General features: G+C 65.3%; 19 protein-coding genes. 13 read left to right on the plus strand and 6 right to left on the minus strand.

Translation table 11 applies throughout. From position 1 onward, the window contains the following. Positions 1-45: 45 nt before the first annotated feature. From JHX87_RS11945 to tssH, 6 genes are all read right to left on the minus strand, one after another. Positions 46-951: a bacteriophage T4 gp5 trimerisation domain-containing protein gene (locus JHX87_RS11945; protein WP_416381452.1), complete on the minus strand. Its 906-nt coding sequence runs from the start codon at positions 949-951 to the stop codon at positions 46-48. Beyond that, a complete protein-coding gene (locus JHX87_RS18470) occupies positions 909-1,070 on the minus strand; it encodes a hypothetical protein (RefSeq protein WP_334220879.1) in 162 nt (53 codons plus the stop codon). Before JHX87_RS18470 ends, JHX87_RS11945 begins: the two co-directional genes overlap by 43 nt. 338 nt (positions 1,071-1,408) lie before the next feature. Further along, positions 1,409-1,915, minus strand: a complete 507-nt coding sequence (locus tag JHX87_RS11955; protein ID WP_271883917.1) for a type VI secretion system amidase effector protein Tae4 — start codon at positions 1,913-1,915, stop codon at positions 1,409-1,411. Continuing rightward, a complete protein-coding gene (locus JHX87_RS11960; protein WP_271883918.1) occupies positions 1,912-2,271 on the minus strand; it encodes a hypothetical protein in 360 nt (119 codons plus the stop codon). The genes JHX87_RS11955 and JHX87_RS11960 overlap by 4 nt, the downstream gene beginning before the upstream one ends. A gap of 93 nt (positions 2,272-2,364) precedes the next feature. Beyond that, a complete protein-coding gene (locus JHX87_RS11965) occupies positions 2,365-2,841 on the minus strand; it encodes an Hcp family type VI secretion system effector (protein WP_271883919.1) in 477 nt (158 codons plus the stop codon). A 54-nt stretch (positions 2,842-2,895) separates the two neighbouring features. Continuing rightward, positions 2,896-5,472 carry a type VI secretion system ATPase TssH gene (gene tssH / locus JHX87_RS11970; protein WP_271883920.1) on the minus strand — a complete coding sequence of 859 codons (2,577 nt, stop codon included), beginning with the start codon at positions 5,470-5,472 and terminating at the stop codon, positions 2,896-2,898. A 206-nt stretch (positions 5,473-5,678) separates the two neighbouring features. On the opposite strand from tssH, the gene JHX87_RS11975 reads away from it, so the two are divergent. From JHX87_RS11975 to tagF, 13 genes are all read left to right on the plus strand, one after another. Then, a complete protein-coding gene (locus tag JHX87_RS11975; protein ID WP_271883921.1) occupies positions 5,679-6,737 on the plus strand; it encodes a type VI secretion system protein TssA in 1,059 nt (352 codons plus the stop codon). Between the two features lie 94 nt (positions 6,738-6,831). After that, the gene (gene tssB, locus JHX87_RS11980; RefSeq protein WP_271883922.1) at positions 6,832-7,347 is read left to right on the plus strand and encodes a type VI secretion system contractile sheath small subunit; all 516 of its coding nucleotides are present in this window, start codon (positions 6,832-6,834) and stop codon (positions 7,345-7,347) included. Then, a complete protein-coding gene (gene tssC, locus JHX87_RS11985) occupies positions 7,347-8,822 on the plus strand; it encodes a type VI secretion system contractile sheath large subunit (RefSeq protein ID WP_271883923.1) in 1,476 nt (491 codons plus the stop codon). Before tssB ends, tssC (JHX87_RS11985) begins: the two co-directional genes overlap by 1 nt. A 1-nt stretch (position 8,823) precedes the next feature. Beyond that, positions 8,824-10,197: a type VI secretion system contractile sheath large subunit gene (gene tssC / locus JHX87_RS11990; RefSeq protein ID WP_271883924.1), complete on the plus strand. Its 1,374-nt coding sequence runs from the start codon at positions 8,824-8,826 to the stop codon at positions 10,195-10,197. Then, positions 10,194-10,982, plus strand: a complete 789-nt coding sequence (locus tag JHX87_RS11995; RefSeq protein ID WP_271883925.1) for a type VI secretion system accessory protein TagJ — start codon at positions 10,194-10,196, stop codon at positions 10,980-10,982. Before tssC (JHX87_RS11990) ends, JHX87_RS11995 begins: the two co-directional genes overlap by 4 nt. Beyond that, positions 10,975-11,472: a type VI secretion system baseplate subunit TssE gene (gene tssE / locus JHX87_RS12000; protein ID WP_271883926.1), complete on the plus strand. Its 498-nt coding sequence runs from the start codon at positions 10,975-10,977 to the stop codon at positions 11,470-11,472. The genes JHX87_RS11995 and tssE overlap by 8 nt, the downstream gene beginning before the upstream one ends. Then, positions 11,465-13,243, plus strand: a complete 1,779-nt coding sequence (tssF, locus tag JHX87_RS12005; RefSeq protein ID WP_271883927.1) for a type VI secretion system baseplate subunit TssF — start codon at positions 11,465-11,467, stop codon at positions 13,241-13,243. Before tssE ends, tssF begins: the two co-directional genes overlap by 8 nt. After that, complete coding sequence (gene tssG, locus JHX87_RS12010; RefSeq protein ID WP_271883928.1) at positions 13,240-14,217, plus strand: type VI secretion system baseplate subunit TssG; 978 nt, start codon at positions 13,240-13,242, stop codon at positions 14,215-14,217. The genes tssF and tssG overlap by 4 nt, the downstream gene beginning before the upstream one ends. Further along, on the plus strand, positions 14,201-15,310 hold the full coding sequence (locus tag JHX87_RS12015; protein ID WP_271883929.1) for an FHA domain-containing protein: 1,110 nt from the start codon (positions 14,201-14,203) through the stop codon (positions 15,308-15,310). The genes tssG and JHX87_RS12015 overlap by 17 nt, the downstream gene beginning before the upstream one ends. Next, positions 15,307-16,650 carry a type VI secretion system baseplate subunit TssK gene (tssK, locus tag JHX87_RS12020; RefSeq protein WP_272833683.1) on the plus strand — a complete coding sequence of 448 codons (1,344 nt, stop codon included), beginning with the start codon at positions 15,307-15,309 and terminating at the stop codon, positions 16,648-16,650. The genes JHX87_RS12015 and tssK overlap by 4 nt, the downstream gene beginning before the upstream one ends. Further along, entirely contained in the window at positions 16,647-18,092 is a 1,446-nt protein-coding gene (gene tssL, locus JHX87_RS12025; protein WP_271883931.1) for a type VI secretion system protein TssL, long form, read from the plus strand. Before tssK ends, tssL begins: the two co-directional genes overlap by 4 nt. After that, positions 18,089-21,559, plus strand: a complete 3,471-nt coding sequence (tssM, locus tag JHX87_RS12030) for a type VI secretion system membrane subunit TssM (RefSeq protein WP_271883932.1) — start codon at positions 18,089-18,091, stop codon at positions 21,557-21,559. The genes tssL and tssM overlap by 4 nt, the downstream gene beginning before the upstream one ends. Next, positions 21,556-22,839 (plus strand): type VI secretion system-associated protein TagF, encoded by a 1,284-nt coding sequence (gene tagF, locus JHX87_RS12035; protein ID WP_271883933.1) that lies wholly within the window; start codon positions 21,556-21,558, stop codon positions 22,837-22,839. The genes tssM and tagF overlap by 4 nt, the downstream gene beginning before the upstream one ends. Positions 22,840-22,858 lie beyond the last annotated feature (19 nt).

The raw sequence follows: 22,858 nt of genomic DNA on the forward strand, positions 1-22,858 counted from the left end.
GCCCTATCCCACTAACGCGTTCAAAGAGAAATCACGTGGGTTCCTTTAGGATTTCTCATTCTTGCATTCCTCCACGAATGGCAGGTCGGATTTCAGCGCGCTGACCTGATCGGGGCTACCAGAGGTGAAATCGACCTGAGGCGATTTCACCTTGAGATGGGTCGTCTTGATCGTCACCCCGCTGTCGTCGATGATAATGGTGCCGCCCGGCCCGCCGATGACGAATTTCTCTTTCGCGTGCAGCACATGCTTGACGGTTCGTCCAAAGATCGAGCGCTTGACCTCGTAGTCGTAATCTTCGCCCACAACCAGCTTCTTGGTCTTGCCAACCGATGTCGTCATGATGTTTCCGACCACCGTGCTTTTGGCCATGCCGATCTGTTCTGACCGCGCAACGCCCACGGTGTCCGTGCGGAAACGCTCTACCACCGTGTTCAACATGCCCGATCCGCCCAGGAACGAGCCCAACTGCGCGGCAAGCGATGCCGCCGCCCCCGATTGCGCGACGCCCTGTCCTTGGCGATGTTCGCCGGTCGAAACGAAGCCGTTGATCCCCTGCAAGGTCATCATCTCAATCGGAACCTCTGCGCCCTGCATGATCTGACCACCCAGGGCCGTCACGGGCTCGGTGCCGGATTTCTGCCCCGCCTTCTTGAACAGCTTCCCTCCCGCCTGCAGCAACGGCAGCATCTGCGTCAGCAAACCGAAGCCTCCTCCGCCGACGGTCACGCTCTTGCTGCTGCCCACGCGTTCGACGGAATTGACGCCGACCGAGGTCGCTGCATTCTGGCCGATCGTGTCCACCCTGTTGGCCTGGATATTGGCGCTTTGGTTGTTCAGCACCTTGGTGGTCATATCCTTCTGGGCGTGGAAGAACATGTCTTCCTGTCCGGCCTCATCCTCGAAGCTCAGTTCGTTGAAGCCATCGCCCTTGTGTGTATTCGAGCGCAGAACGGTCCGGGTTTTTTTGCAGGTAGGTCATATGGCACCTTCTGGCGCGAATTCGGCACGACGCCTGTGACGACGGGCCTGTCGGGGTCGCCGTCGAGATAGCTGACCATCACCTCCATGCCGATGCGCGGGATCACCTGGCCGCCCCAGCCGGCCCCCGCCCAGTTCCAGCCGCAGATCGACCGGCTTGCCCAGCAGATCCTGCGGCGTCAGATCCGGCGATTTCGACCGCAGCGAGACCCGCCCCTCGAACAGCTCGAAAATCGCCTCGCGCCAATGCAGCTTCTGCGCCAGCAGCTGATCCGCTCCCAGAGCGCTGTCAATGCGCAGAATCCGCTCAGCCTGAAGAAAATCTGCTGCAGCCATGGTCTTACCCCGTCATCGTTAAATGCAGAAAATGCATTTGACCGGGACAGGACATTCCCGGTCATCAATGACTTCAAGACGCCCACACGGATCAAGAGCGCGGCGATCTGGCGAGCGGCCAGAACCACACCTGCTTGGCGCCGAAATAGCAGGCGCTGGCGCAGTTCAACGCGTCGGCGGAGTTGTCGATCAGGTCGATATGACCGCCCCCCGCATAGCCCGCGATGCCGTGAAAGGCGATGATCCCACGTCGCGCGCGCAGGGCGCTGGCAGGGTTTTGGGCCGAGAGGATCTCGGGCTTGCCCAGCCAGGCAGGGGTCGCCAGCAGGTCGGCCAGCTTCGTCATGCTGACCTGCACCCGCTTGCCCTTATATGGCCCGGAAAGAATGCGATGCGAGCCCGCAGTCAGCGGATAGCCGGACTTCACAAGCGCAAGGCTGACGCGGATCGCACAGGTGTTCTGGTAATTCGGATTGCTGATGAATTCGTCCCAGCCGATCTGCCGATACAGATCCGCCAGCGAGACATAGCCCGCGTGGCTTGGTGTCGAGGGCGCGTAATTCGCCCGAAGCGTGTCATAGGGAATATTTTTCGTCATTCAGACTGTCCATCCTCGTTACAGGGACCAAGCTGCTGCAGGGTCTGGGCCACAGCGACTTCGGCGGGCTGATCCTGCGCCTCTGCCTCAAGGCCGTCGATCCGGTCATAGACGCGGGCCAGAACCTCATGCGGGGCGATGCCCGGATCACACCACTCGGTGATTGTGGAAAGCGCTGCGACATAGCCCTCGGCAAAGGCGATGGCGGAATCGCCGTCGCGCATGACCCCGCGATAACTGAAGCCGTCGCCGCGTATGGCATCACGCAGATCGCCGGCGGTCAGAATGTCGTCGGCCGCCGCCGCAGTTGCGATCAGGGCCATTCCGGTCACGAGGCCTGCCAGGATCTTGCGCATGATATCCTCGGGGTATCTTGTCATGTGCCGCGGGAACGGGCGGCTGGCATGGGGCGCCGCAACGCCCCCTGCCTGGTTGTGAAGAAAGCGCGATCAGCCGGCTTTGGTGGTGGCCAGATCGTAGGACGCGATCATCGGCGACTTCGGCTTGTGCTGATCGTCGAACGGGGTGTACTTCACTTCCATCTTGGTGAAGTTCAGGTGCACGGTTTCCACCGGACGGTCGCCCGAGGTATCGACCGAGTAGTTCGAGACCAGCGTGTTGGTCAGCTTGTACTCGATATAGGTATCGCCGGGGTTGCCGGTGGTGACCAGGTGGATGACCGTGGTCTTGCCGGTGCGGCCGGTGCAGGCTTCGGCGAAAAGCTTCGTCGACGAGCTGTCGGAAACCTTGGTGATGACGACTTCGCTGACGGTCGGCTCGGAAGCTTCGCGGTTCGCGGTCGAGCCTGCGGCGGTGTTCATGTTGCGCGCAACATTCCAGTGCAGGGTCTCGATATCCATCCAGTTCTTGTGCGTCTCGTGGGTCGCGTCACCGGGGATGCCGTCAAGCTGAAGATAGATGGGCATATGTTACTCCAAAAAAGTGAAATGAGGTATATTTAACGGGTCCAAGACAGTCTCTTAGCCCGCACGACGCCGCCGCGGTCCGACCGCCGTAACGGTGAGGTCGGATCCTTGGTCAACGTCAATTTCGATGCTGCGCGGCATGGAATTGCGCAGAACCGAATCCAGGAAAAAGTCAGCCAGCCGTGGCAGCAGATCGCGCGACAGCATCGCTTCGATCGCCCGCGCGCCGGTATCGCCCGCCTCAGCCGCGTCGGCCAGCATGTTGCGGGCGGCGTCGGTCACATCCATCTGCGTGCCATAGCTGGTCATCAGCCGGTCGGCGATCTTGCCAAGTTGCAGATCGACGATCCCGGCCAGCACATCCCGCGACAGGGGCAGGAAGGGCAGCACAGAGACGCGGCCCAGGAAGGCGGGCTTGAATTGCGACAGAAGCTCGGGTTTCAGCGTGGCGGTCAGCGCCTCGCCTTCGGGCATGGTTTCGGGATCCTCGGCCAGCGTCGCCAGCGTATCGGTGCCGGTATTCGCGGTCATCAGGATCACCGTATTGCGGAAATCGACATCGCGGCCCTCGCCATCGCGCAACGTGCCCTTGTCGAAGACCTGATAGAAAATGTCCTGAACGCCGGGATGGGCCTTGTCCATCTCGTCCAGCAGCAGCACACCATAGGGCCTGCGGCGGACCGCCTCGGTCAGGACACCGCCCTCGCCATAGCCGACATAGCCGGGCGGGGATCCCATCAGCAAAGAGACTTTATGCTCTTCCTTGAATTCGGACATGTTGATGACCGTCAGGCCCGAGGGACCGCCGAACAGCTCATCCGCCAGCGCCAGCGCGGTTTCCGTCTTGCCCACGCCCGAGGTGCCGACCATCAGGAAAACGCCCTGCGGACGGCGCGGGTCCTGCAGGTTGGCGCGGGCCACGCGCATCGCCTGCGACAGCCCGTCCAGCGCGCGATCCTGTCCCAGAACCCGCGATTTCAACCGTTCGTCCAATGAGGACACGGCCGAGATCTGATCGCGAAGCAGGCGTCCCGCCGGCACGCCGGTCCAGCGCGCAACCACCTGCGCCACGGCACCGGCATCCACGACGCGGTGGACCAGCGGCTCTTCCCCCGCGACCTTGGCCAGCTTGCGTTCCGCCGCGGCCAGATCCTTCATCGCATCCGCGCCGCCTGCGGCCTCGACGGCATCGGCGGCATCAGCCAATTCGCGCTGCTGCGCCAGGCGTTCCCCGGCGGCGGCGGCCTCGGCCTCGGCCTCGGCCAGATCGGCCTTCAACTGGCGCAGCCGCTCGGGCAGCCCGGATTTGGCCGGTTCCAGCGCTAGCGCGTCGATTTCCGCCCGGATCATCTGCGCTTCACGCTGCGGCGCGGCCAGCGCCTCGGGGTCGGTTTCGCGGCTCATGGCGACGGCAGAGGCCGCCGTGTCGATCAGGCTGACGGCCTTGTCCGGCAACTGACGTTCCGGGATGTAGCGGGCCGACAATTCGACCGCGGCGCGCAGGGCATCGTCGCGGATCGGGATGCCGTGATGGGCCTGAAACCGGGGCGCCAGCATCCGCATCATGCGAATCGCGGTTTCGATATCGGGTTCCGCGACCTTCACCGTCTGGAAACGGCGGGTCAGCGCCGGATCCTTTTCGAAATATTTCTTGTATTCGGCCCAGGTCGTCGCCGCGATGGTCTTCAACTCACCCCGCGCCAGGGCCGGTTTCAGGATATTGGCCGCGTCGCCCTGACCGGCGCTGCCCCCTGCCCCGATCAGGGTATGCGCCTCGTCGATGAACAGGATGATCGGCGTGGGCGAGGCTTTGACCTGATCGACAACGCCTTTCAGGCGGCGTTCGAATTCACCCTTCACGCCCGCACCGGCCTGCAAAATGTTCAGATCCAGAACCCGGACCGACACGTCTTTCAGGCGGGCGGGCGCGCGGCCCTCGGCGATCATCAGGGCAAAGGCCTCGACAATCGCGGTCTTGCCGACGCCGGCTTCGCCCACAAGGATCGGGTTGTTCTGGCGGCGGCGCATCAGGATATCGACCATCTGGCGCAGCTCTGCGTCCCGGCCAATCACCGCATCCAGCCGACCGGCCCGGGCATCGGCCGTCAGGTCGGTGGCGAATTGCGCCAAAAAATCCTCGCCCGTGGCGGGGGCAGGGCTGCCCGGCGATTGCGCCGGCTGGGCCGAGGCCAGCTCTTCCAGACGCGACAGGTTCAGTTTCAGCAGCGAGGGCGCGCTGACACGCAGCGCCGCGCGCAGATCGGTTTCGCTGCACAGCGTCAGCAGCAGCACCGGCAGCGTCACCCGATCCTGCGAAAACCGCAGCGAGGCCGCCGCCCAGGCTTCGCGGGCCAGCGTCACCACCGATGTCGCCAGCGAAGGCGCGCCGCTGGCATCGCGCGGCATTTCGGCCAGGGCGGCGTCGGTTTCGGCAATGACGGTGCCGGGCGCGCCGCCACAGATCTCGATCAATTCGGCGGGACCGGCCTCATGGCTCAGCGCGTTCAGGAAATGGGACAGTTCCAGCGTGGCGTGATTATTACGCACCGCCAGCGCAGCAGCGCGTTCAAGCGCGGTCGACAGAACCGGCTCAAGTCGCCCCAACAGTTGATGCAAATCAATAACGGCCATTCAAAAACACACACCCGCAGGGCACCCATATGGCGCGTCCGCAGACCCCAAACAAAGTCCAACCGATTGGCTCGGCATAATGATTGCGGGGAAGCTGCTACCAAAGCAAAAGAAATAGCAACCCTAGAATATATGACAGCAATCGTTATAAATGCGTAAATAAATCGGTGTTTCGTCATGATCGGTGTCAGGTAAGTTTTTGATAGATGGATGATTTTATAGGGAATCCGAATCACGAAATGACGCCGGGTCTGGAAATGGCCATCGGCGGATTATTGCCGACCGGCCCCGATCCCCGGACAACTGAACCGGTCGTTTCAATATACCGGCAATTGCGTGACAGCCGGAATGAGGCGCGTCAGGACGAACGCCAGCAGGAAGCGTCTGAAAACGCCGGAAAAGCGATTTCGCTGAGCCCCGCATGGCAGAATGTCCGGGAAATGGCGACCCGGCTTCTGGCCGATCACGCCAAGGATGTCGAGGCGCTCGTCTGGCTGACCGAGGCCGAAACGCGGCTGGATGGACATGCCGGTCTGGCCCGCAGTCTGAGGCTGATTCGGCAGTTGATCCAGAATTTCGGCACCGCCCTGCACCCCCAACCGGAAGAGCCTGACGACGACACCTTTGCCGCGCTGGCCGGGCTGAACGGCGTCGGCCGCGAGGGCACGCTGATCCAGCCGCTGCGGCTGGTGCCTTTGGTGCCGGGAAGTGGCTGGGGCGAAAATTCGCTGTGGATGACGATGGATGCGACGACCTCGCCCGGTGTCGCCTCGGCCATGGCGGCGGCAGGGCCTGCCGCGATGGGCCGGATCTTTGCCGATATCCGCGCCGCGCAAGAGGAACTGGCGCTGCTGGATCAGGTGCTGACCGACGAATTGGGCGCTGCCGCGCCGCCAACCGCGCAGATCCGCGCCATTCTGGATGATACCGAACGCACCGTGCGTCGGCTGGCCGAACTGACGGAACCACAGGCCGCAGCACCCGAATCGCAACACGAACCGGCGGCCTCGCCCGCGCAGGCGACGGCAACCGGGCCGATCACTTCGCGCGAAGAGGCCTTTGACCAGCTTTTGCGGATCTCGGCCTATTTCCGCAAGGCCGAGCCGCATTCCCCGATCGGCTTCGCGCTGGAAACCCTGGTCCGGCGGGGCAGGATGGACTTCCTGACGCTGCTGCAAGAGCTGATCCCGGATGACTCCGCCCGCGCATCGGTGATGACCAATGCCGGCATTCGAAACCCCGACGGCGATAATTCGCCGGAATGAGGAAACCGCAACCATAGCCTGTTGAGCGACCAGCCCCTGCAGGGCAGACGTCTCGGCAAGCTCGATTTCAGATAGATTTGTTCAGGAGGCCGTCATGGCGAGTATTCACAAGAAACTGGAGAACGTGCGCAAGCCGCGTGTTCACATCAAGTACGAGGTCGAGACAGAAGGCGCGATGCTTGAAAAAGAGCTGCCCTTCGTTGTCGGCGTTCTGGGGGATTTCTCGGGCAATCCGACCCAGGACCTGAAGCCCTTTGGCGAACGCAAATTCGTCCAGATCGACCGCGACAACTTTGACACCGTCATGGCCCGCATGACGCCCGGTCTGAACCTGCAGGTCGAAAACACGCTGAGCGAGGAAGATGAGACGATGCGCGTCAATCTGGCCTTCTCGAAGCTGGATGATTTCGAACCGGCGCAGGTCGTCGATCAGGTGCCCGCGCTGAAAAAGCTGCTGGAAAGCCGCAATCAGCTGCGCGACCTGATGGCCAAGGCCGACCGGTCCGAGGATCTGGAAACCCTGCTGGAGGGCATCCTGCAGGATAACGAGGCTGTTCGCCGCCTGATGGACGAACTGGGCGCCCGCGCCGCTGACAAAGGAACCGCCTGATGTCTGCCACTTCCCAGAAAAGCACCGCCACGCCCCAGCTGCAGGAAAGCAGCCTGCTGGATCAGGTCATCGGCGCCACCCGCCAGACCGAGCCGGATCAGACCGAGGCGCTGCTGCGCAACCTGACCGAAGCCGCCCTGTCCGGCACCGTCAGCTATAACCGCAACCTGACGATCACGCTGAACAAGGCGATCGAGGCGATTGACGCCAAGATTTCTCAGCAGCTGGCCGTGATCATGCAATCGCCCGAATTCAGCAGGCTGGAAGGCAGCTGGCGCGGGCTGCATCACCTGGTCACCGAAAGCAATACCGGCAAGAACCTGAAGATCCGCGTGCTGAACGCCTCGAAGCGCGAGATCGGCCGCGATCTGGCCAAGGCGGTGGAATTCGACCAGTCGCGCCTGTTCAAATCCATCTATGAGGATGAATTCGGCACCCCCGGCGGCGAACCCATCGGCGCGCTGATCGGCGATTACGAATTCGATAACAGCTTCGAGGATCTGGAAACCCTGCAGGGCATCAGCCACGTTTCGGCCGCAGCCTTCGCGCCCTTCATCTCGGCCGCCGGCCCGAAGATGTTCGGCTTCGAGGATTACACCGAACTGTCGCGCCCGCGCGATCTGGCCAAGGTCTTTGACAGCAGCGAATATGCGAAATGGCGCGGTTTCCGCAAATCCGACGATTCCCGTTTCGTGACGCTGACCCTGCCCCGCGTTCTGGCCCGGATGCCCTATGGCGAGGCCGGTCGCACGGTGGATGAATTCGTCTATGACGAAGCCATCGGCTATGAGGGCGACCGCATCCCGCATGACAATTACTGCTGGATGAACGCGGCCTATGTGATGGGCACGAACCTGACCCGCGCCTTCGCGGAATCGGGCTGGTGCACGGCCATTCGCGGTGCTGAGAATGGCGGCCGTGTCGAAGGTCTGCCGACGCATCTCTTCTCGACCGATCAGGGCGATACCGACGTGAAATGCCCGACCGAAATCGGCATCACCGACCGCCGCGACAGTGAGCTGGGCGCGATGGGCTTTCTGCCGCTCTGCCACTACAAGAACACCGATTACGCCGTGTTCTTCGGGGCCCAGACCACCCATCAGCCGGAAAAATACGACAGCCCCGAGGCAACGGCCAATGCCGCGATCTCGGCCCGGCTGCCCTATATGATGGCGACCTCGCGTTTCGCGCATTACCTGAAGGTCATCGGCCGCGACAAGATCGGCTCTTTCATGGAGGCCGATGATTGCGAGGCCTGGCTGAACCGCTGGATCAACAATTACGTCAATGCCAATGACGATGCGGGTCCGGAAATGCGGGCGCAATATCCGCTGCGCGAGGCCAAGGTCACGGTCGAGGAAATCCCCGGCAAGCCCGGCAGCTATAATGCGGTCGTATGGATGCGCCCCTGGCTGCAGATGGAGGAACTGACCACCGCGCTGCGCATGGTCGCAAGGATCCCCGAGAAAGGCTGACATGTCCGCCTCGGCGTTGTTTGTCGAGGCGGGATTGCCGGACGACCCAGGGGCCGCAGCCTGGCGCGGCCTTGCGGCCCGGATCGACCGGCTGATCGCCGCCATCGACGACCAGTTGACGCGCCAGTTGAACGCGATCCTCCACGCCCCCGAATTCCGGGCGATGGAGGCGCGCTGGCGCGGATTGCGTATGCTGGTCGATCAGGCCGGCATCGGGCGCGGCGTCGTCGTGCGCGCGCTGGATGGCGATTGGGCAAGTGTGGGCCGCAATCTGGAACGCGCCACCGATTACGACCAAAGCCATCTGTTCCAGCTGATCTATGATCAGGAATTCGGCATGCCGGGCGGTCTGCCCTTCGGCCTGATCGTGGCCGATTATCAGGTCGCGCCGCAATCCGGCCCCGGCGACCAGATCGAGGTGCTGCGCCGTCTGGCCTCGGTCGCGGCGGCGGCCTTTTGCCCGGTGGTGCTGAACGCCGCGCCGCTGGTGTTCGGCGTCAGGGATTATGCAGAAATCGGCGCCGAAACCGATCTGTCGCCGGGACGCGCCGACAGCCCGGACCTGATCCGCTGGACCGGGCTGCGCAAGGCCGACGATGCGCGTTTCCTTGGGCTGGTGGCGCCCGGCCTGATGCTGCGTGCGCCCCGCAGCCGTTTCCAGAAAGGGCATGTGGACGGCTTTACCTTTGACGAGGCCGCCGACCGACCGCTGATGATCGGTGGGTCTTTCGCCTTTGCCGCCACGGTGATCGAGGCGTTTCTGGACAGCGCCTGGTTCGCGGCCATTCGCGGCGCACGTCAGGATGAAAGCGGCGGAGGGCGGGTGCCGGGCTATGATCCGCTGGATTACGGCACCGACCAGCACGGCCTGTCGGCCCAGCCGCCCGCGCAGTTCCGGCCCACGCCGACGCAGGAACAGGCCATGACCGCGCAGGGGGTGATCCCGCTGTCGACGCTGTTTCACGACCATCAGCCGGTCTTCAACGCGAACCCCTCGCTGCATCTGCCGGGCGTTTACGACAGTGCAGTCGCCACGCAGAACGCACGGCTGGCGGCGATGCTGCAATATGTGCTCTGTACCTCTCGATTCGCGCATTACCTGAAGGTGATCATGCGCGACGAGGTCGGCTCGATCACCGACCGCCGGGTGATCGAGGCGCGGCTGAAAGACTGGCTGCGCGGCTATTGCCTGGGCAATGACGACGCCTCGCAGGCGCTGAAGGCGCAATATCCGCTGCGCGATGCCGGGGTGCAGATTTCCGACATTCCGGGCCGTCCGGGCGCCTATCGCTGCACCATCCACCTGCAACCCCATTTCCAGCTGGACGATATCGAAACCAGCTTTCATCTGATCGCCGAAAGGAACACCGCATGACGGGCAACGTCCTGACCCTGCTGAACGCCGATGCGCTGGACGATGCCGTCGCCGCAGCCGTGGCCACCGTCAAGGCCCGCCCGCAAGACGCCGATGCCCGAATGCTGCTGGCCAGCCTGTCGGTGCTGCAGGGTGACCTGAAACGGGCCGAGACCCACGCCACCATGGCCGCCCGCCTGTCGCCTGATGACGCCGTCGGGCTGGGCCTGTTCCGGCAGCATCTGCGCGGTCTTCTTGCCCGCGCCGCCTGGTGGGACGATGGCGCCGTGCCCAGCTTTCCCGGCGGGCCAAGCGCGACGGATCAGGCCGTGCTGGCGCTGAACATCGCCCTGCGCGAGGGCGGCGATGTCCCTGCCGCACTGGATGCCGTCGAAGAGGCGCGCGGCACCGTCCCCGGCCAGTGGAACGGGCAGCAGGTCGAGGATCTGCGCGATCTGGACGACCGGCTGCCCCATGCGGTCGAGGCCCTGTCCTCGGGCGGGAACTACCTGTGGATCGACATGGCCCGCATCGCCGGGATCGAATTCCGCGCGGTGGAAAGCCCGCTGGATCTGGCGCTGCGCCCGGCGCGGGTACAATTGATCGACGGGGCCGAGGCGGACCTGGTCCTGCCCGCGCTTTATCCCGCGCCACAAAGCGACCAGCACCGGCTGGGCCGCCAGACCGATTTCAGCGACTGGAACGGCGCCACCATCGGACATGGCCAGAAGGCCTGGCTTGTCGGCGACGACATGCAGGGCCTTCTGTCCGCTGAAACCATCACCTTCGGGGACAGTCATGGCTGAGCGGCAGGATCCGGATCTGTTGCAGCCCGCGCTGCTGGACCGGCTGATCGATCTGGACCCCGATCTGGATCGCGATCCGCCGGTGCCTGCTGCCGCACAGCCCGCCGGGCTGCGCGAGGCGCTGCGCCGCGATCTGGAAATGCTGTTGAATACGCGCTGCCGCCCCATCACCCCGTCCGAACATCTGCCGGAACTGCGCGGCAGTCTGCTGAACCTTGGCGTGGGCGATTTCTTTTCCTCGTCTCTGGTGACGCCGGAACAGCGGCAGGCCTTTGCCGCCGATCTGCAACGCCGCATCGCCCTGTTCGAGCCGCGGCTGGAAAACCTGTCGGTCACCCTGCAACAGGACGCCGCCCCCGAACGGCGCAGCCTGCATCTGCGCATCTCGGCCGAGTTTCGCATGCAGCCCGGCCTGCCGCCGATGATCTTCGAATCCCGCGTCGATCCGGTCGGCGGTCTGTTCTCGGTCTCCGAGGGGCGGCATGGCTAAGCGGTTCCTGGAATTCTATAATGACGAGCTGGACGCGCTGCGCGGCCGGGCGCAGCGTTTTGCGCAGGCCTTTCCGAAAATCGCCGGGCGGCTGCGACTGTCCAGCGACGTCTCGGACGATCCGCATGTCGAACGGCTGGTGCAAAGCTTTGCCTATTCCGCCGCGCGGATCCGGCAGAAGCTGGATGATAGCCTGCCCGAACTCAGCGACGGGCTGATCGAGACGCTGTACCCGCATTATCTGGCCCCGGTGCCCTCGATGACGATGGTGCGCTTTACGCCCTCGCCCGCGATGGACGGCGCGCAGGTGCTGGCGCGCGGGACCGAGGTGCTGTCCGATCCGGTCGGCGGGGATCGTGTGCGGTTCGCGATCACGCAGGATGTGACGCTGGCCCCGCTGCGCATCGCCGAGGCGCAGATGATGAACCGCCCCCTGCAGGCGCCGCCCCGTCCGGGCGGGGCAGCAGCCGGGGCGCTGCGGCTGACGCTGGCACCGACCGGCAAGGTGCGCCTGAACGAGATGGGCGTGACCCGGCTGCGCCTCTATCTGTCCGGGCCACACCATCAAGCGATGGCGCTGTTTCACCTGCTGCATCAGGGCTGCATCGGCATGTCACTGGCCCATCACAGCGGCGATCCCGATGCCCGCCACCTGCCTGCATCGGCGCTGCGACCGGCGGGACATGCCGATGATGAGGGGATGCTGCCCTATCCCGAAAACAGCTTTCGCGGCTATCGCAGCCTGACCGAGTTCTTTACCCTGCCCGAGAAATTCCTGTTCTTCGATCTTGAGATCGGCCAGATCACGGGTCGCGACCGGCAGGATATCTATCTGTATTTCGATCAGCCTCCGGGCGTGCTGGAACGTCAGATCGACCTTGGCGCCTTTGCGCTGTTCGCCAGCCCCGCCGTGAACCTGTTCCCGACACAGGCCGAACCGATCACGCTGAATGGCGCGCGCAGCACCTATCCGCTGATGGCGGATGCGCGGCGGCCCGATACGCGGGCGGTCCATTCAGTTCGCAGTGTCACGTTGGCCTCGGGCGATGGCACGGTCGAGACAGCCCGCCCCTATTTCCACCGCATGACCGAACGCGGGACCGAGGGCGTGTTCTGGCAGATCCGCCGCCATTCCGATGATGCGACGCGCCGTCCGGGCAGCACCTCACTGGCCTTTGTGGATACCCGCAATCAGGCGATGGCCCCCGGCATGCAGACCGCCAGCGTTCACGTGCTGGCCACGAATGCCGATCTGCCGCGCCGCCTGCCCTTTGGTGGCGGTCAGCCGCGCCTGTCGCTGCGCAGTCAGGCCGATCATGTCGCGGGCATCACCTGCCTGCTGCCGCCCACCGCACCCCGCCGCGCCGCGCCCCCGGCCGACCGCGCATGGGAGCTGATGTCGCATCTGTCGCTGAACCACCAGTCGCTGACCGCCGGTGGCACGCCGGTTCTGCGCAATATCCTGCGGCTTTACGATCTGGGCGACAGCCGAGAGACTTCGGTACTGATCGACGCCATTGCCGAGGTCAGGGCCACCCCGGCCTTTGCCCGGATCGGTCAGGTGATGGTGCCGGGCAGCGATATCCTGCTGACCTTTGACAGCGACCGGATCGAACCGGCCACTGCCAGCTTTTTCGGCGCCGCGCTGGACCGGTTCTTTGGCTGCTATACCACGCTGAACAGCTTTACCCGGCTGACGCTGCGCATGTCGGGCCGCAGCGATACGCTGGCCCGCTTTCCCGCCCGCGCGGGCGAGGAGGCGCTGATATGAGCCTGTTCGACCGCCTCTCGGACAATCCGGCGGAGTTCGAGCCGCTGGTCGCGCTGCGTATCGCGCAGGCCGAGGCGCAGCGCCGGAACCTGCCCTTGCAGGTCCATGCCCGCCCGCAATCCGGTCTGGCGCCGCTGGCGGTGGACCGGGTGACGGCGGATGCCGAAGGGGTCCATGTCGACAGCCACCTGTTCAGCTATCTGGGCCCGCTTTCGCCCCTGCCGCCGGGCTATACCGAAATCGCGGCGGCGCAGCGGCGCAGACGTGCCGGGGGGTTCGCGGGTTTTCTGGACCTGTTCACGGACCGGCTGACATGGCTGTTCGTCGAGGCGGCCGAGAAATACGATCTGGCCGCCCTGCTGCGCTGGTCCCGGCCTGCGGATAACCGCATCCTGACCGCCTTGCGCGGGCTTCTGGGCTTTGCCGCGCAGGATGCCGTGATGCCGCTGCGCGAAAACGAGGCGCTGCGTTTCGCGGGACTTCTGGCGCAGCGCACCCGCAGCGGCGAGGGGCTGCGGGCCATGGCGCAGGCCGAACTTGGTCTGCCGGTGCGGCTGGAACAGTTCCGGCTGGTCTGGCGCGATATTCCCGATGCCGAACGCTCTCGCTTCGATGGCGGGATGCAATTGGGGCGGAACGCGGCGGCGGGGTCGAAGGCGCAGGACCGATCCGGCCAGTGCCGCCTGATCGTCGGGCCGGTACGCTATGCCGATTTCCTGTCGCTTGAAAAGGGCCAGCCGCGCATGGACCGGCTGATGCAACTGGTCCGCCATTACATCCCGCCTGGCATCGATTACGATATCCAGATCGTGCTGGACCGGCGCGATATTCCCGAAACGCAGCTGGGCGGCCCGCTGGCCCCGCGCCTTGGCTGGAACAGCTGGGCACGCATGGCGCCTGCGCCTATCGACAGCGGCGATGCGATCATCCGCCCCGATTCCGATGACGGAGGCTCCGATGCGATTGCGGCTTGAGATGCTGGACGGTCGGCAGGCCGGCGCCGCGCGGGTCAGCGATCTGACCGCGCCCTTCTCTGTCGGGACCGGCGCGGAGGCGACATGGGCGCTGCGCAGCGATCAGGGGATCGAGGGGCACGCCCTGTTCCAGCGCGATGGCAGCGGCATGATCCTGACCGCCAGTGGCGAGGTCACGGTCGAAGGACGACCGGTCGGCAGCAGCCCTGTGACGGTCAGCCACGGCAATGTCATCACGGTTGCGGGTCGGCAGTTCCGCCTGACGGTGGAAACGGGCGGCGAAGGTGCCTTTGGCATCGACGCACCGTCGATCAGCGCGATCCTGTCGGATATCGCGCCGGGCGGCGCCTCGGCCGATGGGCCGCTGCCGGGCCATGTCGCGACCTCGCCTCTGGACATGCCTGCGCAGGCACGCCCCAATGCCGAACGCTACTGGCAAGAGCCCCGGGCCTTTGCCGAAGAGGAAACCACCCTGCGCAAGCCGGCCGCGATCCTGCCCGATGACTGGGCCGAGGACAGCGCCGAATTGTCCGACCGCACCAGTCAGGGCGCCGCACCGCTGGGCCGGACGAATGTAAACCCGCCCTCGCACGCGCCGGTGCAGATCGCTGATACGCGCAACCCCAAGCGGCAGGAGGGCGACGACCCCGCGCTGGCCCTTGCCGCATTGGCGCAGGCGCTGGACGCGCTGGCGCTGATCGAGGATGGGCTGCAAAGCGCATTGGCCGATCTGGGCATCGCCACGCTGGCACCCAGTCAGGCGCTGACCCCGGCCGCGCTGATGGCGGATCGCGATGGCCATGCCCGTGCGGCGCTTGCGCTGCGGGTGCAGTCCATTTCCGGCATGCAGCAGGCGATCATGGCGGGCAGCCGCAAGACCATCGCGCAGGCCGCCCAAAGGCTGGACCCCGACAGCATCATCCGCGACAGCAAGGGCGGGCTGGCCGCAAAGATCACCCCCGCCACCGGATATTGGGCCGAATTCCGCGCCCGCATGACCCCCGGCGACGCCGATCCGCCCTTGTCGGATCGCGCGCTGGCAGAACAGATACGCGCTGCCCTTGGCCGCAAAGACCAGACGAAGGACGAATGATGAAGACCGAAAACCGCGTTGTCTGGACCGAAGGCATGTTCCTGCGCGTGCAGCATTTCCAACAGGCCGACCGCTGGACCGACCGGCTTGTGCGCGATCTGACCCGGCCGCTGGCGCCCTTTCCCTGGGGCTTTGGCGAATTGGCGATTGACCGCAGCGCGTTGGGTATTGGCCGGATCGCGCTGACCTCTTGCGCGGCGATCCTGCCCGATGGCACGCCGATCAGCGCGCCCGATCAGGCCGACCTGCCCGCGCCGCTGCAACTGGCCGAAGGCGTCACCGACAAGCTGGTCTATCTATGCCTGCCCATGCGCCGGCCCGACCGGGCCGAAGTCGCGGGCGCCGATGGCGCGGGCGCGGCGACAGCGCGGCTTGCCCCGTCGGAATACGATGCCGAGGATGCCAATGCCGACAGCGCCCTGACCGCGCCCATCGCGGTCGGGCGGGCCACGCCGGTGCTGAAACTGGAGGGGGACGAACTGGCAGGCTTCGAACATCTGCCCATCGCCCGCATTATCGAGGTGCGCGCCGATCTGTCTGTGGTGCTGGCCGAGGAGATGATCCCGCCCGCGCTGAACCTGGCGCTGGCGCCGCGTCTGATCGGCTTCGTGACGGAAATTCTGGGCCTTGTGCGCCACCGCGCCGCCGCCATCGCCCGGCGGGCGGGCGACCCATCGGTCCGCGGCTCGGCCGAGATCGGCGATTATTTCATGCTGCAACTGCTGAACCGCGCGACGCCGATCCTGTCGCATCTGGCGGCGCAGGCGGGGCAGATGCATCCCGAGCGCGCATGGCGCGACCTGACCGCGCTGGCGGGCGAATTCGCGACTTTCACCGCCGCCAATCGCCTGCCCGCCGAGATGCCCGATTACGACCACATGAACCCCGCCGCCTGTTTCGAGCCGGTGCTGGACGAATTGCGCCGGTCGCTGTCGGCGGTTCTGGATCAATCGGCCATCGCCATTCCGCTGGAGGAACGCCGCCACGGTGTACGCGTCGGCATGCTGGCCGATGCCGAATTGCGGGCGGGGGCTGGCCTTGTGCTGGCCGTCCGGGCCGAGATGCCCAACGAACAGCTGCGCCGCCAATTCCCGAACCAGATCAAGATCGGCTCGGTCGAGCGGATCGCGGAACTGGTCAATGTCGCGCTTCCGGGGCTGGGCATTCGCCCGATGCCGGTGGCGCCGCGGCAATTGCCCTTCCGATCCGGCACCGTCTATTTCGAGCTGGAAACCAGCGGAGAGATCTGGCGCGATATCAGCCAGTCGGGCACGCTGGCCATGCATCTGTCAGCCGATTTCCCGGGACTTGAGATCGAGCTGTGGGGTATCCGTACATGAGCCATCCCAGCGATCCCGGTGATGATGGCCCGCGCCTCATCCTGCCGACGCCGGGCCGCCGCCCGGTTCAACCCGCCGCGCCCGTGCCGCAGGCCGCGCCCGCGATGCCCGAGGATAACTTCTCGGCGCAGGCGATCATGCGCGGCTTTCGTCTGGACGGGCGCGACTTCCCGATCATGGTCAGCGACGCGGCGGGGCTCTTGAACCTGGCGCATTCTTTGCGCCATCGCAAAACCGCCCCCGATCTTCAGACATTGCGCAGCGATACGATTGCGGCGGTGCGTGAATATGAGGTGAAACTGGGCAGCGCGGGCATCCTGCCGGAACAGGCACGCGCGGCACATTACGTCATCTGCGCCACGCTGGACGATGTGATCCGCAATATGCCCTGGGGTCAGGGCTGGTCGCAGCGGGGGCTGGTCTCGACCTTCCACCACGATGTGACCGGCGGCGACAAGGTCTTTGAACTGCTGACCCATTTCCAGTCGCGCCCCGGCAGCAATCGCGACATCCTGCTGCTGATCTATCTGTGCCTGTCGCTGGGCTTCGAGGGCCGGACCCGCGTCTCGGCCCGGGGTGCGCTGGAGCTGGCGCAGATCCGCGACAATCTTTACCGCCTGCTGCGACAGCAATATGGCGCGGCGGAACAGGATCTGTCACCGCTGTGGAAGGGCGAGGACATGCGCCACCGCCCGCTGCGGCAGGGCAAGCTGTTCTGGCTGCTCAGCGGGTTGGCGGTGCTGCTGCTCTGCGGGCTGTTCGTGGCCTTCACCTTTCTTCTCAGCCGCGACGCGGATCTGGTCACCGCTGCCATGGCGGATCTGCCGCCGGGCGAAACGCCCTCGCTTTTCATCCCCGAACCCGCGCCTGCGCCCGTGCCCCAGCCTGAACCGGAACCGCAACCCGCGCCGGTAGTCGAACCCGAACCGCAGGAACAGCCCATCGACACGCTGATCGCCTTTCTTCAGCCCGAGGTCGATGACGGTCTGGTCAGCCTGTATCGCGACGGTGACGCCGTGCTGGTCCGCATCGCCAATAACGGTGCGTTCGAACCCGGCGGGGCCGAGGTTCAGCCCGAATTCCTGGACACGTTCCGCCGCATCGGTCTGGCCCTTGCGGCCGAGGATTTCGATGTCACCGTGCTGGGCCATACCGATGATCAGCCGATCCGCACGGCGGCATTTCCATCGAATTTCCACCTGTCCACGGCCCGGGCGGCGGCGGTGCGCGACATCCTTCTGGATTATGTCCCCGCCAACCGCGTCACCATCCGGGGCGAGGCCGAAACCCGCCCCATTGCGGATAACGCCACGCCCGAGGGACGCGAAGCAAACCGCCGGACCGAGATCCTGGTGTCCGAGGCGGGCAGCCGCGTGCCGCCCAGCCTTCTGGAACAGGGCGGCAGCCTGACAGCACCCGGCAATCAGGAGGACGCGCCATGATGAATTTCGTCGGGATGTGGACCTCGTTCAAATCCACGCTGGACAGCTATGTCAGCGTGGTCGGACGGCGGTTCCTTGTGCTGGTCTGGGTCGCGGCCATTGCGGCGCTGATCTGGATCTTTGGCCCGCGACTGGTGATCGGCGATTTCGGACCTCTGGTCCCAGCCCGCAACCGGATCATCGCCATTATCGGGCTGTTCGTGCTGTGGGCGATCTGGGCACTGATTTCATGGTGGCGCGGGCGCAAGGCCGATGCCGCGCTGATCGACGATATCGCCGACAGCCCCGAGGCGCGCGCCGAGGCCGAAACCAAGGCCGAGATTGACGAATTGCGCACCCGCCTGCGCGACGCCATGGCGATGATGCGCAAGGTGGCGCGGCGGCGCTATGGCTATGTCTACGAATTTCCATGGTATCTGATGATCGGCGCGCCCGGCGCGGGCAAGACGACGCTGCTGACCAATTCCGGGCTGAAACTGCCGCTTGGCGATGCATTGGGCGGCGAGCCGGTGCAGGGCGTCGGCGGCACGCGGAACTGCAACTGGTGGTTCACCGACCGCGCGATCCTGATCGACACGGCCGGGCGCTATACCACGCAGGATAGCGGCCATGAACGCGACAAGGCGGGCTTTGCGGGTTTTCTGCAAATGCTGCGCAAGCGGCGGCGCGCACAGCCCATCAACGGCATCGTCCTGACGCTGTCGCTGACCGATCTGCTGGGCCAGTCGCCCGAGAACCGCCTGCGAGAGGTGCGCGCGATCCGTCAGCGCCTGGCCGAGATGGCCTCGACGCTGGATGCGCGCATCCCGGTCTATCTGGTGCTGACCAAGGCCGACCGTCTGGCCGGCTTTGCGCAGTTCTTTGAACATCTGGGGGCAGATGCGCGCGAACAGGTCTGGGGCATCACCTTCCCCTATGAGGAAACCGCGCAGGGCGATGTTCCGGCCATTTTCAGCCGCGAATATCACCGCCTGACCGAACGGCTGAACGATCAGCTTCTGGACCGGCTGCAGCATGAGATCGATCTGGATCGCCGTGGCCGCGTCTTCCGCTTTCCGGCCCAGATCGCGGCCCTGCATGACAGCCTGCGCGAAATCATCGAAGAGCTGTCATCGGGCACCGGCAAGGTCGAACAGCCGCTGCTGCGCGGGGTCTATCTGGCCTCGGCCACGCAAGAGGCGGATGACCGTCGCGACATGGGCGTGGCCCGGTCGATGAATCGCAGCTTTTTCGTGGATCGCCTGTTCAGCGACGTGATCCTTGGCGAAAGTGGCATCGTCGCGGGCGACCGGCGGGTGACCCGGCGGCGCAAGATCATGCAGGGTCTGACCTATGGCGCGCTGACCGCCGCCGCGCTGCTGCTGGCGGGATCGTGGCTGTCCAGCTATCTGGTGAACAGCCGTGCCATCGAACAGGTGCGGCTGGATCTGACGCGCTATGACGATCTGGCCTCGGGGATCCCGGTGCGCGATGTGGCCGATACCGATTTCCTGCGCGTTCTGCCTGCGCTGGATGCGCTGGCCAATGTCCCCGAAAGCTTTGCGCGGCAGTCGGATGAGGCCCCGATCGGCGTGCCCCTGCATAAGGTCGCGCTTGGTCTGGATCGCGAGGATGCCATCGCCCAGCCCTATCAGCGGCAATATGACCGCGCCTTGGGGGCCTATCTGCTGCCGCGTTACATGGTGGCGCTGCAGAACCGGCTGAAACAGCCCGACCTTGGCAAGGGCGAGGCGTTCGAGACGCTGAAACATTACCTGTCGCTGGCCGGTCTGGGTCCGGTCGATCCCGATGGGCTGCTGCTGCAATCCGAGGATATCTTTGCCACGCTTTACCCCGGTTCCGGCCGTGCAGGCACGCGCGAGCGGCTGTCGGTGCATCTGCAGGCCATGCTGGAACATGGCGAGTTGCCGGTCATGGCCATCGATGACGAACTGGTGGCAAAGACCCGCGAAAAGCTGACCGGCATGGATCCGGCCCAACGCACATATGAGATGCTACTGTCGCGCCGCGCGACGCAGGAACTGGGCGACTGGACACCTGCCGGGGCGCTTGGCCCGACCGGGCGGCAGATCTTTACCCGCGCCTCGGGCGATGGGTTGAACAGCGGCATTTCGCGGATCTTTACGCGTCAGGGCTATCAGACCATCGTGCTGCCGCAAATCACCGCGCTTGCCGAGATGGCCGAATCCGAAGGCTGGGTGCTGGGCATCCCCGAAACCGGCGCCCGCACGCAGGGCAGCAGCCAGATCGCGGCGGATGCGGTGGCGCTGTACTGGTCGGAATTCACCCGAAGCTGGAACGACACCCTGTCGGATCTGGTAATCCGCGATGCGGATGATCTGCGCACCGCCTCTGATCTGATCGCGGTGATCGCCTCGGAAAGCCGCCCGCTGGAACGGCTGGCGGCGGATGTGGCACAGCAGACATGGCTGACCGGGACCGACAGCGGAATCTCCCTGCCCGGTGACGGCTTTGCCTTCGATCCGCTGGCCGCGCCCGATCCCTATGCCCCGCTGCGTCGCGGGCTGGAACCGCAGGGCGAGGATGGCGGGACGATCTTTACCCCGCTGACGCCGCTCTTCGACAATATCTACCAACAGCTCAGCCGCGCTTCGGCCAGCGATGCCCGCACGGCCGAGATCTTTGCCGCGGATGGCGCGCTGATGACCGCCTCGCAGGACCTTCTGGCCGAGGGGCAGCGCCTGCCCGCCCCGGTCGATCAATGGGTCGTCGGGCTGGCGGCGCGGGTGGGCGAAGCCTCGGTCGCCGGGGCGCGTGCGTCGCTGAACCAGATCTGGGGCGCGTCGGGCGTCGCGGAATGCCGGCGCGCGGTCGAGGGGCGCTATCCCTTTGACCGAAGCTCTCGTCAGGATGTGACGGTGACGGATTTCGCCCGGATCTTCGGACCGGATGGGCTGTTCCAAAGCTTCTTTGACGAAAATCTGGCGGGGCTGGTCGATGTCTCGACCAATCCCTGGCGGTGGAGCGGCGGTCTGGGCACCACCGGCAAGGAAAGCGAGGCCTTGGCCCAGTTCCAGCGCGCCGATGCCATCCGCACGGCCTTTTTCCCACCGGCGGCCACTGCGCCGCGCGTCGATTACTCCTTCGATCTGCTGTCGCTGGACAATGCCGAGGTGGCGCTGATCGAGATCGGGGGCACCAGTTCCTATTACGGTCAAAGCCGCACCCGAGAGCGCAGTTTCAGCTGGCCCGGAGAGGGCGGTCGCAGCGCACAGCTGACGCTGCTGCCGGGCTCCCGCGCCGAGGCGCTGACGGCGACCGGTCCCTGGGCGCCCTTCCGGCTGATCGATCAGGGGCGCGATCTGTCGCCGGTCTCGGATAATGAATTCGACATCACCTTCGACGTGCAGAACCGCGCCGCGCGGATGAGGATCACGGGCGGATCGGTCAATAACCCCTTCAACCTTGATGCCATGCAGCGCTTTTCCTGCCCCGGTTCGCTATGAGCCAGCCCGGCGATCAGATCAAATCGGGCTATTTCGGCAAAGTGCCGTCACAGGGCGATTTTGTGACCCGGGGTCTGGGGCATGTGCTGGCCGATCGTTTCGACGGCTGGCTGCGCCAATGCGTGCGCCACAGCCAGTCGCGGATGGGGCGCGACTGGCTACAGGCCTTTCTGGTGGCGCCGATCTGGCGCTTTGCCATCGGGCCGGGGCTGTTCGGGCCGGATGCGATCATGGGGGTGATGATGCCCTCGGTCGATCGCGCGGGGCGGTATTTTCCCTTTGTCATCGTCGCCACCCTGCCCCAGCGGCGGATCGGCCCGGCTGCGCTGTCACGGCTGAGCCCCTGGTACGATGCCGCGGAAGAGCTGGCCCTGGCGACGCTGGACCCGGCTTTCACCCTGTCGCAGGTGGACGACCAGATCGCCGGGCTGCGCCTGCCCGGGTCGATGCTGCCGGAAGGTGACGACACCACCGGGACGCTGTGGTGGACCGCGCAGGGCAATGCACCCGAGGTCGTCCTGTCACATATGCCCGAGCCCGAGGATTTCGACCGTCTGTTCCTGACCGAGATACAGCCGGTCCCGGATGGCACAGCGCCCAGCCTGCCCGCGCGCGCGCCCCTGCGGGCGCTGATCGGATCGGATATTCGCAACACGACGCGCCGCCTGCTGCCTGCGGATCGCGTGGCGGTCAATGGCGACGGGCAGGCGATCAGCCTTGTCAATGGCCTGGGCGAGGCGCGGGGCATGTCCTCGGCCCTGCAACTGACCGTGGATTGCCTGTGCCGCATCGACGATCCCATGTCGATGAACGACCTTGTGGCGGGTGCCAAGGGTCATCTGGGCACCGCCAACAGCCTGCTGATGACGCGGCGGGCCGCGACGGGGGAAAGCTATGCGATTTCTTTCGCGACGCTGCTGATTCAGGGGCATCTGTTTTCGGTCCTCTGGGCGGGGAATACGCGGGGTTACCTGCTGCGCGACGGGGCGCTGTCGCTGCTGACGCGGGATCATCTGGATCGCCGTCTGACCGGGATCCTGACGCGCAGTCTGGGCATCGCCAAGCAGATGGTTCCCGACATTTTTGCGGGCGAGGCGCGGCCGGGCGACCGCTTCCTGCTGTGTTCGGGCAGTCTGGCGGCGGTTCTGTCGGATCAGGATATCGGCACCGTGCTGCATCAGGCCGCCTCGCCGGAAGAGGCCGCCCGCGCCCTGACGCAGGATGCCGCCATTGCCGGGGCGCAGGCCAGCCTGTCGGCGGTCGCGGCCTTTATCACCTGACAGTTGGCGGGATCGCGGG

The sequence above is a fragment of the Paracoccus fistulariae genome, assembly GCF_028553785.1.
GTDB lineage: Bacteria > Pseudomonadota > Alphaproteobacteria > Rhodobacterales > Rhodobacteraceae > Paracoccus > Paracoccus fistulariae.

Coding starts and splice junctions, on each gene's coding strand:
- JHX87_RS12015 (WP_271883929.1), top strand. CDS start 14,201: ATGCGATTGCGGCTTGAGATGCTGGACGGTCGGCAGGCCGGCGCCGCG.
- tssL (WP_271883931.1), top strand. CDS start 16,647: ATGAGCCATCCCAGCGATCCCGGTGATGATGGCCCGCGCCTCATCCTG.
- JHX87_RS11960 (WP_271883918.1), bottom strand. CDS start 2,271: ATGCGCAAGATCCTGGCAGGCCTCGTGACCGGAATGGCCCTGATCGCA.
- tssF (WP_271883927.1), top strand. CDS start 11,465: ATGGCTAAGCGGTTCCTGGAATTCTATAATGACGAGCTGGACGCGCTG.
- tssK (WP_272833683.1), top strand. CDS start 15,307: ATGATGAAGACCGAAAACCGCGTTGTCTGGACCGAAGGCATGTTCCTG.
- tssE (WP_271883926.1), top strand. CDS start 10,975: ATGGCTGAGCGGCAGGATCCGGATCTGTTGCAGCCCGCGCTGCTGGAC.
- tssC (WP_271883923.1), top strand. CDS start 7,347: ATGTCTGCCACTTCCCAGAAAAGCACCGCCACGCCCCAGCTGCAGGAA.
- JHX87_RS11955 (WP_271883917.1), bottom strand. CDS start 1,915: ATGACGAAAAATATTCCCTATGACACGCTTCGGGCGAATTACGCGCCC.
- JHX87_RS11975 (WP_271883921.1), top strand. CDS start 5,679: ATGGATGATTTTATAGGGAATCCGAATCACGAAATGACGCCGGGTCTG.
- tssC (WP_271883924.1), top strand. CDS start 8,824: ATGTCCGCCTCGGCGTTGTTTGTCGAGGCGGGATTGCCGGACGACCCA.
- JHX87_RS11995 (WP_271883925.1), top strand. CDS start 10,194: ATGACGGGCAACGTCCTGACCCTGCTGAACGCCGATGCGCTGGACGAT.
- JHX87_RS18470 (WP_334220879.1), bottom strand. CDS start 1,070: ATGGAGGTGATGGTCAGCTATCTCGACGGCGACCCCGACAGGCCCGTC.
- JHX87_RS11965 (WP_271883919.1), bottom strand. CDS start 2,841: ATGCCCATCTATCTTCAGCTTGACGGCATCCCCGGTGACGCGACCCAC.
- tssM (WP_271883932.1), top strand. CDS start 18,089: ATGATGAATTTCGTCGGGATGTGGACCTCGTTCAAATCCACGCTGGAC.
- tssG (WP_271883928.1), top strand. CDS start 13,240: ATGAGCCTGTTCGACCGCCTCTCGGACAATCCGGCGGAGTTCGAGCCG.
- tagF (WP_271883933.1), top strand. CDS start 21,556: ATGAGCCAGCCCGGCGATCAGATCAAATCGGGCTATTTCGGCAAAGTG.
- tssB (WP_271883922.1), top strand. CDS start 6,832: ATGGCGAGTATTCACAAGAAACTGGAGAACGTGCGCAAGCCGCGTGTT.
- tssH (WP_271883920.1), bottom strand. CDS start 5,472: ATGGCCGTTATTGATTTGCATCAACTGTTGGGGCGACTTGAGCCGGTT.